The 12,073-nt window shown below is 67.6% G+C and carries 10 protein-coding genes; 4 read left to right on the top strand and 6 right to left on the bottom strand.

The window, feature by feature from the left end; all coding sequences use genetic code 11:
• Positions 1 to 82 precede the first annotated feature (82 nt).
• The 5 genes from C8J30_RS10555 to C8J30_RS10535 all read right to left on the bottom strand — a co-directional run bounded on the left by C8J30_RS10555 (position 83) and on the right by C8J30_RS10535 (position 4,598).
• Positions 83 to 1,009 carry an FAD:protein FMN transferase gene (locus C8J30_RS10555; protein WP_245909763.1) on the bottom strand — a complete coding sequence of 309 codons (927 nt, stop codon included), beginning with the start codon at positions 1,007 to 1,009 and terminating at the stop codon, positions 83 to 85.
• Positions 999 to 3,206: a PepSY domain-containing protein gene (locus C8J30_RS10550; RefSeq protein ID WP_110805817.1), complete on the bottom strand. Its 2,208-nt coding sequence runs from the start codon at positions 3,204 to 3,206 to the stop codon at positions 999 to 1,001. The genes C8J30_RS10555 and C8J30_RS10550 overlap by 11 nt, the downstream gene beginning before the upstream one ends.
• A gap of 23 nt (positions 3,207 to 3,229) precedes the next feature.
• Positions 3,230 to 3,697, bottom strand: coding sequence for a DUF2271 domain-containing protein (locus C8J30_RS10545; RefSeq protein WP_110805816.1), 468 nt, complete (start codon positions 3,695 to 3,697; stop codon positions 3,230 to 3,232).
• 10 nt (positions 3,698 to 3,707) lie between these two features.
• Positions 3,708 to 4,118: a hypothetical protein gene (locus tag C8J30_RS10540; RefSeq protein ID WP_110805815.1), complete on the bottom strand. Its 411-nt coding sequence runs from the start codon at positions 4,116 to 4,118 to the stop codon at positions 3,708 to 3,710.
• A 135-nt stretch (positions 4,119 to 4,253) separates the two neighbouring features.
• A complete protein-coding gene (locus C8J30_RS10535) occupies positions 4,254 to 4,598 on the bottom strand; it encodes a PepSY domain-containing protein (RefSeq protein ID WP_110805916.1) in 345 nt (114 codons plus the stop codon).
• Positions 4,599 to 4,728: 130 nt separating this feature from the next.
• Here C8J30_RS10535 and C8J30_RS10530 point away from each other — a divergent pair, with 130 nt between their 5' ends.
• Together C8J30_RS10530 and C8J30_RS10525 are read left to right on the top strand one after the other, a co-directional pair.
• Positions 4,729 to 5,388, top strand: a complete 660-nt coding sequence (locus C8J30_RS10530) for a response regulator transcription factor (RefSeq protein ID WP_110805814.1) — start codon at positions 4,729 to 4,731, stop codon at positions 5,386 to 5,388.
• Positions 5,385 to 6,737 (top strand): ATP-binding protein, encoded by a 1,353-nt coding sequence (locus tag C8J30_RS10525; RefSeq protein ID WP_110805813.1) that lies wholly within the window; start codon positions 5,385 to 5,387, stop codon positions 6,735 to 6,737. The genes C8J30_RS10530 and C8J30_RS10525 overlap by 4 nt, the downstream gene beginning before the upstream one ends.
• A 48-nt stretch (positions 6,738 to 6,785) precedes the next feature.
• Here the strand turns inward: C8J30_RS10525 and lsrF are convergent, their stop codons facing one another.
• Complete coding sequence (lsrF, locus tag C8J30_RS10520; RefSeq protein WP_110805915.1) at positions 6,786 to 7,661, bottom strand: 3-hydroxy-5-phosphonooxypentane-2,4-dione thiolase; 876 nt, start codon at positions 7,659 to 7,661, stop codon at positions 6,786 to 6,788.
• A gap of 246 nt (positions 7,662 to 7,907) precedes the next feature.
• On the opposite strand from lsrF, the gene C8J30_RS10515 reads away from it, so the two are divergent.
• Both C8J30_RS10515 and C8J30_RS10510 read left to right on the top strand, forming a co-directional pair.
• A complete protein-coding gene (locus C8J30_RS10515) occupies positions 7,908 to 10,187 on the top strand; it encodes a methyl-accepting chemotaxis protein (RefSeq protein WP_110805914.1) in 2,280 nt (759 codons plus the stop codon).
• A gap of 99 nt (positions 10,188 to 10,286) precedes the next feature.
• Entirely contained in the window at positions 10,287 to 12,059 is a 1,773-nt protein-coding gene (locus tag C8J30_RS10510; protein WP_110805812.1) for a cation:proton antiporter domain-containing protein, read from the top strand.
• Positions 12,060 to 12,073 lie beyond the last annotated feature (14 nt).

Here is a 12,073-nt window from a genome sequence, read left to right as displayed (position 1 = left end):
TCCCGCAATGGGCGAGTAAGATAACTAAACTTTAACAATTCTTCCGGGCAGGTTTTTTCGACCAGAAGGATATGATCCGGCGTCAGGAAGCCTTCTGCGCGGCGGCGCTGCGATCGGCTTCGGTCAGGCAGATCACCTCGGCGCCAAGTCGGGCCGCAAGCGCCTTGCCGCGGCTTGCGCCCAGCACCATGCAGGCACTGGCAAGCGCATCGGCGCGGATGCAGCTGGCGGCCAGAACCGTGACCGAGGCCGGGCCGCCGATCAGCGGCGCGCCCCGGGCCGGGTCCATCGTATGGGCGAGACGGCGGTCACCGACGCGGACCCAATGCCGGTAATCGCCCGAGGTGGCGATGGCGATGTCGTTCAGCTCGAACATCGAATGGATGGCGCGATGACCGAAATCGGGCCGCTCCAGCGCAACGGCCCAGCCGCGGTCCCCCGGCGGCTTGCCGATGGCGCGCAGCTCGCCGTCGATCGAGGCCAGCGCACAGGTGATCCCCGCCGCCTGCGCCGCCGCGATCAGCCGGTCGCTGCCGTAACCCTTGGCGATGCCGCACAAATCAAGGCTCATCTCGGCGTGCTTGCGGGCGCGGCCCCGCGCCGGGTCCAGTTCCAGCGTCTCGAAACTCGGGCGGCGCGGTTTCGCCATCGCGGCGCGGATCGCGGCTTCATCGGCGGGCACCGGGCCAAAGCCCCAGGCACGGACGGCATCACCCATCGCGATCTCGAAGGCGCCGCCGCTTTCGCGGCCGATGAAAAGCGCCTCGGTCAGCACCTCCATCAGCGGCGCGGGAAGGTCGTGCCAGACCCCGAGCGGCGCCGCATTGAAGCGCATCAGGTCACTGTCGGGCCTCCAGGTCGACATCTGCGCGTCGATCCGGTCGACCTCGGCCTGACAGGCGGCGCGCAGGGCGGCGGTGTCGAAATCCGGGTCCGCATGCAGCGTCAGCGCCCAGCGCGTGCCCATCGTGGCCCCGTTCAACGCCTGACGGGCGGTCTCAGTAGACATCTTCGGCATAGCGTCCCTCGGCTTTCAGCGTGGCGGGCGTCTGCCCGATTGTGGCAAGGATCTCGGCCAGCGCGTCGCGGACCGAGGCGGCCATCTCGCGCCCGCCGCAGACCATGATCTGCGCCCCCGACCCGATCAGCCGCGCCAGTTCGGCCGCGTCAGCGCGCAGGGCATCCTGCACATAGGTTTTCTGACCGTGACGCGAATAGGCGGTCGTCAGTTTCGCAAGCTGCCCCTCGGCCTGCCAGTCGCGCAACTCGGCATCGTAAAGCAGGTCGCTTTGCGGCGCGCGGGCGCCAAAGTAGAGGTGCATCGGCCGGTGGCGACGGTTGGCGCGCAGGAAGCCCGCCAGCGGCCCGACGCCCGTACCCGCCCCGATCAGGATCACCGGCTTGCGGCCCTTGTGCGGCCGGAAGGCGGGGTTGAGGCGCACGAAGCCCTCGATCGTCTCGCCGGGACGCAGGTCGGTCAGCTGCCCCGAGCAGAGCCCGCCCGGATGACGGCGCACGCAGATTTCAAGGAAGCCGTCCTGCGCCGACGAAGCCAGCGAATAGAACCGCGGCAGGTCGGAGCCCTTCGGCAGCACGCCGATCAGATCGCCCGCTTCGAACCGCGCCAGCCCCTGCCCGGTCAGCCGCTGCCACAGCGTCGGCTGCGGCACCGCAAAGCGCAGGATCGAGGTCGGCGCCTGCACCTCGGCACCATAATCGCGCCGCGAGATCAGGGTGAGGGTACTGGTCTTCGGCCGCTCGGGCAGATGCGTCAGATCGAGCGGCAGGGTCAGGACGGCGCCCAGATCGCGGCTCCAGCGGGCGAAATCCTGCGGCGATTGCCGGTCGACCGTGGCCATCGGCAGCAGTTCTGCCCAGCCGATCTGCGCCGCCGCAGAACGCAGGCTTTCGGCAAAGGCGCAGAAATGCGGGAAGGAGCGGTCGCCAAAGCCGAGCACGGCCACGGGCGCAGTCGGGGCGGATTTCAGCGCCGCGATGCGCTCCAGCACGCCCTTGGCGGCGGTGGGCGCCTCGCCCTCGCCATAGGTGGCGGCGAGGATCAGGAAGCGGCGGGCATGGGCATACCGGGCGGGGTCGAAAGTGGCGAGCGGCCCGGTGTGCACCTTTTGCCCGGCGGCGGTCAGGCCATCGTGAAGCGTGCGGGCAAAGCCCCAGGTCGTGCCGCCCTCAGAGGCCACAAGCACCACGGTTTCCGCGGCATCGGCCCGGGCATTGCGGCGGATGCGACGGGTCGAGCGCAGACCGGCCAGCCATTGTTGCGCCCCGGTCAGGGCGAGCGCGGGCACCGAAAGCGCCATCAGGCCCAGAAGCAGACCCAGCACCGGCGCCCCCTGCCCCGTGTGCAGCATGATCATGATTTCCGTAGCCTTTTCGAAGAAGCCGGGGGTGGCAGAGGACAGCATCCCCCCGGTGCCCGGATCGATCAGGGCCACGCCGCCCGCGGTCGTCAGCTTGAACGTGTCGGTCGGATCGCCGCTTGAGGGCAGCGAAAGCTCCTTGAGCGCATCGGCGGGCGTATTCGCCAGCGCCGGGATCTGGTCATAGGCAAGCCGCGGCAGGTTTGCGGTGGCCAGCGCAGGCGCAGGCTCGGCCGCAACATCGGGCACCAGCGAGAACATCGAGGCGGTCATCCAGAGCGCGGTGACCGAGGACAGGATCAGCCCGCCCACCGCGAACCGCGACAGTTCCACATGCAGCCGCCCGGCAAAGGGGCCGCGGGTGCGGGCAAACCAGCGGTTCCAGCCGCCCATCCGCCGCGCCACCAGCCAGACCCCCGAGATCGACAGCGCCAGCATCAGCGCAGCGCCCGCCGCCGCGACCAGTCGCCCGGTGTCATCGGCGAACAACTCGCGGTGCAGATCGGTCAGGAAGCGCGATCCCGGCAGCGGATCGGGGCTGCCGATATCGGCGCCGGTCGCGGGGTCGATCACCGCCGCGCCGGGCCTGCCGCCCTCGAACCACCAGGCCACCACGCGCCCCGAAGGCGCGCGGCGGATCTGTTCGAGACCGGGATGGGCCGAGGCCACCCGTGCCGCCAGATCGGCGACCGTCAGCGTGCTTTCGGCCTGCGGCACCGCCAGCCGTTCCAGCGCCGGGTAAAGCGAAAGCGCCGCGCCGGTGAAAGCCAGCACGAGAACGAGAAGCGCCGCCAAAAGGCCGGGCCAACGGTGCAGATGTCGCAGCACGGGAGTGCCTCCTAGGATCGGGGTTACTTGGAGATGGTCAGGGTCTGGACGAAGTATTTCCCCGCCACCGGCTTGCCGAGATTGTCCGAAGTCAGCGGGATGGTGACGTCATTCGGCACGTCCGACATCTTCTCGACCGCGCTGTCGACGTGCAGGACATAGCCCTGGTCAAACAGCGTATCGGCCAGATCGAGCGTGATCGTCAGATCCCGGCCCGCGCCGACCGAGGCCCCGGTGATGCCATCGACCTGCGCGCTGTTGCCGCCGGTCGCGGCATACCAGCCGCCCAGATGCTGGTAGTATTTCGCCTTGCCGCCCGCCATCCAGAGGCTGCCGACATAGCCACCATTCGCATCGGTGACGTAATAGGCGAGATAGGCGCCATCGCCTCCGTAATTGCTCATCTGCGTGGTGAAGGTGACCGGAGTGGCCAGCGCCATCCCCGGAACGAGAGCGGTCGAAAACGCGAGCGCGGTCTGAAGCGGTTTCATGGCGTGGTCCTCAGTTCGATTGCACTTGCGGCTTCGCGCCCGGCGCGAAAAGACCGTTCGAGGGCGGGGCGACGGTGCCCGCGGCTTGCGGCGCGCTCGCGCAATTCGTCGCGCCGGCGGGGCAGTTCTGGCCGCCATGATCACCATCGTCATCACCGTGATGGCCATGTTTGCCGTGATGGCCGAACCAGCCGAAGAAGCCGTCGTCGTCGTCATCATCGTCGTGGTCATTGTCGGCCAGCTGCACCGGCTGGGCGCTCGGCGCCGCGGCTTCGGCCGGGGTCGCGACCTTGGAGGTGGCGAGGGCGGCCGCCGTGTTGCCCGCAAACAGCGGCGAGTCGATCGGTGCGGCGGACAGTGCCCCCACCACGGCCGAGGACAGAAGGGCCGCAAGGGCGATCAGCGGAAGGGAGGATTTCATTCGTGATTTCCTTTGGTTGCATCGGACATGAGGGCACCGGTCCCGGACTTCGGGTCCGGGGGAAGATGCGATTTGGGGAAAGTGGGCGGCGGCTCCGACCAAGGAAAAACCGCCGCCCTGCCGGGCGAGCCCGGATCAGTCGCCGTGATGGAAGAAGCCGCCTTCGTCGTCGTCGCCCTCGCCGCGGCGGTGATGGTCGTCGTCATCGCCGCCCCGGCGCAGGATCACCAGCGAGCCGGGATCAAGCCGCATCCGCACCCGCGCCCCGGCCGTATCGAGCGCATCGACTTCGTAACAGCCGTCGTCGATCTTGATGCGCCGCACTGTCAGGCCCTGCTTTTCGACCAGCGCCTGCACGGCTTCGCGCGGTTGCCAGTCGGCCATCGGCACGGTGCAGTCATTGTCGTGCGCGGCGGCGGCGGGGGCCTGTGCCAGCACCGCAAGCGCGGCCAGAGCAGACAGGAAGCGGGAAGCGGTCATGGGTTCCTCCATCAGGATGAGGCCCTTTTGCCCCCCGAATCTGACGACAACCTGAAGCTTTCGAAAAACCTGCTTCAGGTTCCCGTCAGCTTGGCACAGGATAGGGACAGGGTGAACAAGGAGCCCCCGCATGCGCATCCTCATCGTGGAAGACGACGCCGTTCTCGGGGCGGCTGTGCGCGATCAGGTGGCGGCCGACGGCCATTCCGTCGATTGGGTGATGCGGCTCGACCTGGCCACCGAGGCGCTGGCGGTTGCGGCTTTCGATCTGATCCTGCTGGACCTCATGCTGCCCGATGGCCGCGGCATTCCGTTTCTGAAAACCCTGCGCTCGCGCGGGGTTGCGACGCCGGTGATCATCCTGACGGCGCTCGATCAGGTCTCGGACCGGATCGACGGGCTGAATGCCGGGGCCGATGATTATCTGGTCAAGCCCTTCGATCTGGCGGAACTGACGGCGCGGATCGGCTCGGTCGCGCGGCGCTATGCGGGCAATCCGAACCCGGTGCTGAGCCTTGGCGAGCTGACGATCGACCTTGCCGCGCGCGAGATGCGGCGGGCGGGCAAGTCGGTGGCGCTGACGGCGCGGGAATGGGCGCTGTTCGAGCTGCTGCTGTCGCGCCCCGGGCAGATCTTCCCGAAGCGCGACCTTGAGGACCGGCTTTACAGCTTCGACGACGAGATCGGCTCGAACACTTTGGAAGTGCATATCTCGCGGCTGCGCAAGAAACTGGGCGCGCGCGTGATCGAGACCGAACGCGGCCTTGGCTACCGGCTGGTGCGGCCGTGAAAACCGCACGCCTTCGACCCGTCTCGTTGCAAAAGCGGCTGGCCATCGCGGTGGGGCTTCTGGTCACCGTGCTCTGGATCGCGGCGGCCAGCTTCACCGCCTATCGGCAGCGGCTGCAGATGGACATGATGTTCGATGCCTCGCTTGAGGAAACCGCGCATCGGGTGTTGCCGCTGGTGGTGTCCGACATCCTGAGCCGCGGCGATCTGGTCACCGGAACCCAGACCGTGCCCGCAGTGCGGCCGCATGACGATAGCTTCAGCTACATCGTGCGCGACGACAAGGGCTCGATCCTGATGATCTCGCACGGCGCAGATCCGGGGCTGTTTCCGGCCTGGGACGGGATCGGCTTTCGCACCACGCATGATCTGCGGGTTTACAATGACGACGCCCTGCAAGGCACGGTGCGGATCTCGGTGGCAGAGCCGATGGTGCACCGCAAGCGCATGGCTTTCGAGGTGCGGATGGGACTTCTGGCGCCGATCGCGCTGGTGCTGCCGCTGACACTTGCGGGGATCGCCGGGTTGATCCGCTACGGCTTTGCGCCGCTGCGCCAGTTCCGGCTGCGGCTTGCCCGGCGCGGGGCGGCCGATCTGACGCCCGTCGACGCGACCGACCTGCCCGCCGAGGTGCAGCCGCTCGCGGAAACCCTGAATGCGCTCCTGACCCGGCTCGATGCCGCCTTTCAGGCCGAGCGCAGTTTCGCCGCCAATGCCGCGCATGAGTTGCGCACGCCCTTAGCAGGCGCCATCGCGCAAGCGCAGCGGCTGCGGGCCGAAACCTCCGATCCTGCGGTGATCGCGCGGGCCAGTGACATCGAAACCGTGCTGAAGCGGCTCACCCGCTTGTCCGAGGGGCTGATGAGCCTTGCCCGGGCCGAGGGCGGGCGGCTGCGGCGCGAGGCGGTGCAGGATCTGCGCCCGGTGGTGCGGATCGTGGTCGAGGATGCGACGCGGCTTGCAGGCGGGGCACGGGTCACGCTCGATCTGCCCGAGATGCCGGTGCTCTCCGATCTCGACCCGGATCTGTTCGGGATTCTGGTGCGCAATCTGGTGTCGAACGCGCTGCGCCACGGCTGCGAAGGGGCCGAGGTGCGGCTGCGGCTCGAACCCGGTCTGCTGCGGGTCGAGAACGATTGCGATCCGGTCGAACCGGAGGTTCTGGCGCGGGTCGGCGCGCGCTTCGAACGCGCCCCGGGCGCCGTGCGTGGCGGCGCGGGGCTGGGGCTTGCCATCGTGCAGACGATCCTTGGCCGCGCCGGGGGCGAGCTGCGGCTGACCTCTCCCCTGCCCGGAACGACACGCGGTTTTGCCGCCGAAGCCCGCTTCGCCCCGCGCCAGCAGGCATGAAAAAGCCCCGGCCTCGCGACCGGGGCTTTCGGAATTTCCGGTGCCGGATCAGCCCTTGAGATCGAGGAAGAACTGATAGGCTTCCTTGGCGGTGTAGTTCTCGTGCACCACCTTGGCCACGGCCTGGATCATCGCCACCGGGGCCTCCGACTGGAAGATGTTCCGGCCCATGTCGACGCCCGCCGCGCCCTGATCGATCGCCTTCCAGGCCATGTCCAGCGCTTCGAGTTCCGGCAGTTTCTTGCCGCCCGCGATGACGAGCGGCACCGGGCAGCCCGCCGCGACCTTCTCGAAGCCCTCTTCGACGAAATAGGTCTTGACGTAATGCGCGCCAAGCTCGGCCGCGATCCGGGTCGCCAGACCGAAGTAGCGGGCATCGCGGGCCATGTCTTTGCCGACGCCGGTCACGGCGAGCGTCGGAATGCCGTAACGGGTGCCGGTGTCGATCAATTTCAACACGTTGGTGATCGATTTGTGCTCGTATTCCGAGCCGATATAGACCTGCGCCGCCATCGCGCAGACGCCGAGCCGGATCGCATCCTCGATCTCGACCGCGACGGTTTCATTCGACAGCTCGGTCAGGATCGAGTTACCGCCCGAGCAGCGCAGCGCGACGGGCTTGGTGTTCGACGGCGGCACGGTCGAGCGCAGCGCGCCGCGGGTGCACATCAGCACGTCGGCATGATCGGCCAGCGGCAGGATGTTCAGATCCATCCGCTCCAGCCCCGTTGCCGGGCCCTGGAAATAACCATGATCGAAGGCCAGCATCACGGTGCGCCCGGTCTTCGGGTTGAAGATGCGGCTCAGCCGGTTCTTCATCCCCCAGTCGTAATGGGCCGCGCCCTTGAGGAAGAAGCCCTGCAGATCGGCCGGTCGGTCGAGCCCGAAATCCTTGCCTTCCTTGATGTCGTCGAGATCGGCCATGGTCGTTCCTTTCATTTCAGGCCGGAGCCGAGCCCCGGCCCCGGAGGGGGCAAATCGGGGCCACACCCCGCCTGCAATCGGCGGCAAGATACCGTCACAAGGCCCGGCTGCCCAGCGAAGCCGCTGTCGCAGGGCCGACAAATTGCCGCACGTCCAAGCGCTTGGGCGAGAATCCGGGGGGACGTTTACGGTATGTTTCCGCCTCTGACCAATGATGATTCCAGCTCCGAAGGGGAATTGGAATCGATGACACATCCACTGAAATCCGTCTCCGGCAAATTGGGTCTGGCGGCGGGCCTTGCCATTTCACTGATCGTGCTGGGCTACACGGCCTATAGCGGCTGGAAGACCTCCACCCGGGTCGAGGCGCAGGTGATGGCAGAAGCAACGAGCCAAGCGAAATTCGCCGCCGGTGAAGTGGCCAAGCAGATGACCGAAGCAGTGGCGACGGCCGAAAGCCTGAACGGCATGATCACCGGCTACATGAAATCCGGCAAGGCCGAGACGGCGACGATCATCGCCATGCTCGAAAACGTGCCGATGCGCTACGACAACCTGTTTTCGTCGTGGATGTCGGCGATCCCGGGCGGGCCGACGAATGACTTCCTGCAAGGCACCGAGGGGCGCAATGCGGCGGGCGACTTTTCGCCCTACTGGACCAAGGACGGCAAGGGCGGGGTGACCTTCCAGACCTTCCCGATCGATCCGAAGGAAATGTGGTTCAACGTGCCGCTGAAGACCGGCAAGAGCCTGACGACAGAGCCTTATCTGACCCAGCAGGGCTATATCGTGACCTCGATCTCGGTGCCGATGCAGATCGATGGCAAGACCGTCGGGCTGATCGGCGTCGACATCACGCTGGCCGAAATGTCGAAGATGATGTCCGCAATGGAACCCTTCGAAGGCGGGCGGATGATGCTGGTCGATGCCTCGGGCAAATGGATCGCCACCCCCGATCCGGCGCAGTTCACCAAGCCCTATGAGGGGCTCGGCGCCGATCTGGTGAAATCCGCGCTCGCCGATGGCAAACCCCGGGTGATCGAGGGCTTTGCGGATGGCTCGCGGCGGCTCGTCTTTCCGTTCACCGCCAAGGGGATGAACGTCACCTGGGCGACGATTCTGGACGTTCCCGGCGCGGTCTTCACCACGCCGGTCCGCCATGAGGTGCTGTCGACCACGCTGGGCGGCATCCTGATGCTGGTGATGACACTCGGCGCGGTCTATGCCGCCTCCTCCGTCCTTGTGCGCAAGCCGCTGGCGCAGATGCTGGCCGCGGTGAACGGGCTTGCCGCGGGGCAATATGAGACCCCGGTGCCGGGCGCGGATCGCCGTGACGAGATCGGCGCGATGGCGGCCTCGGTCGAGATGCTGCGGCATTCGCTGGCCGACAAGAGCGATCTGGAAATCGAACAGGACCGCCTGCGCAAGGTCGCCGAGACCGAGCGGCTGCAGCGCGAGGCCGAAGCGGCGCGGATGCGCGACGAACGCGAAGCCGCCCGGCTGGCCGAGATCGAGCGCGAACGCCGCGAAGAACTGGCCGAGGAAGAATCACGTCAGGCCGACGAGGTCCGCCGCCACGCCCGCGCGGCCGAGCAGTCGCAGGTGGTGGAGAGCCTTGCCTCGGGTCTGCGCGATCTGGCGCGGGGCAACCTGTCGGTCGAAATCTCGACCAGCTTCCCGCCTGCCTATGAACAGCTGCGGCTCGACTTCAACGACACCGTGTCGCGTCTCTCCGATCTGATGGGCTCGATCGATGCGGCGACGCGCTCGATTTCCGGCGGCGTGGCCGAGATTACCGGGGCGACCACGGATCTGTCGCGGCAGGCCGAAACCGCGGCGGCGACGCTTGAGGAAACCGCAGCGGCGCTGAACGAGCTGACGGCCTCGGTGCAATCGGCGGCGCAAAGCGCGCGGCAGGTCGACAGCATCGTGCGCGGCGCGACCGAAAAGGCGCGGACCACGACTCAGGTGGTCGAGGAAACCGTGACCGCGATGGGCGAGATCCAGACCTCGTCGGAACAGATCTCGCGGATCATCAACGTGATCGACGACATCGCCTTCCAGACCAACCTTCTGGCGCTGAACGCGGGGGTCGAGGCCGCCCGGGCGGGCGAGGCGGGGCGCGGCTTTGCCGTCGTCGCCTCGGAAGTGCGGGCGCTGGCGCAACGCGCCTCGGAAGCGGCGCGGGAAATCGGCGCGCTGATCTCCAGCTCGGGCGAGCAGGTGACGGCGGGTGTGACCCTTGTCGGGCGCGCGGGCGAGGCGCTTCGGGTCATCGTCGAGGCGATCGAGACGATTTCGAGTCATGTCGGCGAGATTGCCTCCTCGGCCAATGAACAGGCCGCGGGCATCGGCGAGATCAACTCCGCGATGAACCAGCTTGACCGGACGCAGCAGCACAATGCCGCCGCCTACGAACAAACCGCCGCCGCCTGCCTGACGCTGAGCGGGCAGACCCGCGGTCTGGAAGAGCTGGTCAGCCAGTTCCGCATCAGTGACGAGGCCGGGCAGCGCAGCGCCGCCTGAGGACCTTGCCCCCGGCAGAGCGAGCCGAAAACCCGGACGCTCTGCCGCAGGGTGCATTGGACCTCTGGCATCCCCGGCGCTGGCATGGTTCAAATCCTCATGTCCATTGCATCTGAAATCGGCCTCTACCGCGAGGCGCTCGTGTTTCTCGGCACGGCCGGGGTGATCATTCCGCTGATGACCCGGTTCCGCATCAGCCCGGTCGTCGGCTTTCTGGTCGCCGGGCTGCTGCTGGGGCCAAATGCCATCGGCCGCTTTGCCGATCTGATCCCGCCGCTGGGCTGGATCACCATCAATTCGCAGGAGGCAGTCGACCAGCTCGCCGAACTGGGCGTCGCCTTCCTTCTGTTCACCATCGGGCTGGAGCTTTCGCTCGACCGGCTCTGGACGATGCGCCGCTCGGTCTTCGGCCTTGGCATGGCGCAGGTGGTGGTGACCACAGCCGCCATTGCCGGCACCGCCTTTGCCTTCGGCAACCCGATCGATGCGAGCCTCGTGATCGGCGCCTGCCTTGCGCTCTCTTCGACCGCCATCGTCGTGCAGCTTCTGGCCGAACAGCACCGGCTGGCCTCGGTCACCGGGCGCAACATCTTTGGCGTGCTGCTGGCGCAGGATCTGGCCGTCGTGCCGATCCTGTTCCTGATCGTCGTCTTTGGCGAGGCCGCAAAGGGCGGCACCGAGACGATCACGCTGGAGACCGTGCTGTCGGGGCTTGGCATCGCCGTCCTGCAGGCGATCGCCGCGGTGAGCCTGATCGTCGGCATCGGCCGGGTGATCCTGCGCCGCCTGTTCCGCTCGGTCGCGCGCACGCACAATCGCGAATTGTTCATGGCGGCGATCCTCTTCGTCGTCGTCGGCACCTCGCTGATCACCCGTTCGGCGGGTCTTTCGATGGCACTGGGCGCCTTCCTTGCCGGGCTGCTGCTGGCCGAAACCGAATTCCGCCGTCAGGTCGAGGTCGACATCGAGCCCTTCAAGGGCCTGCTGCTCGGGCTTTTCTTCATCTCGGTCGGCATGCGCATCGACCCGGCCGCGGTGGCGCAGCACCCGTTCATGCTGGCGATTTCGGTGATCGGCATGACCGGGCTGAAGGCCGCGGTGATCGGGCTTCTGGCGCGGCTGTTCGGGCTCGCCTGGCCCGTCGCGCTCGAGGCCAGCCTGCTGCTGGCGGGCGGGGGGGAATTCGCCTTCCTTGTCCTCAGCCTTGCCAGTTCCTCCGGTCTGACGACGCCCGAGGTCGAACAGTTCATGTTGCTCGTCGCCTCGGGCACGATGCTGGCGACGCCGATCCTCGCCCGGATGGGGCGCAGCCTTGGCCAGCGCAGCACCCGCGCCACCGCCCTGACCGACCTGCCCGCCGAAGCGGCCGAGAGTGCCAGCGGCCGACCGGTGGTGATCGGCGCCGGTCGGGTCGGGCGGCTCGTCTGCGACGTGCTCTCGACCGAGGGGCATGTGCCCCTCGTCATCGACCGCGATGCCGAGTTGGTGGCGCGCGGCCGCAACGAGGGTCGCGACATCGTCTTTGGCGATGCGCAGCGCCCCGGCATCTTGCGCAAATGCGGCATCGAAACGGCGCCGATCGCGGTCGTCACCCTGCATGACGCGACGGCGACCGAGCAGGTTGTGACGATGCTGCGCCGGCTGCGCCCGGATCTGCCGATCATCGCGCGGGCGCGCGACGCGGAACATGCGGTGCGGCTTTTCTCGATGGGCGCGACGCAGGTGATCCCCGAGGCGTTCGAGACCGGTCTCGACCTTGCGGGCGATGCGCTGCGCCGCCTTGGTGCGCCGTCTGATCGCACCGCCGCCCTGCTTGACGCCCGGCGCGAGGCGATGATGCGGCTCCTGCGCAGCGAACCTGCCCAGCGCTGAGCCGGGCAGGAAAC

This window comes from Rhodobacter viridis, from assembly GCF_003217355.1.
GTDB classification, from domain to species: domain Bacteria; phylum Pseudomonadota; class Alphaproteobacteria; order Rhodobacterales; family Rhodobacteraceae; genus Rhodobacter; species Rhodobacter viridis.
The sequence above is the reverse complement of the archived record's forward strand: the minus strand, read 5'-3'. Positions and strand labels throughout refer to the sequence as shown.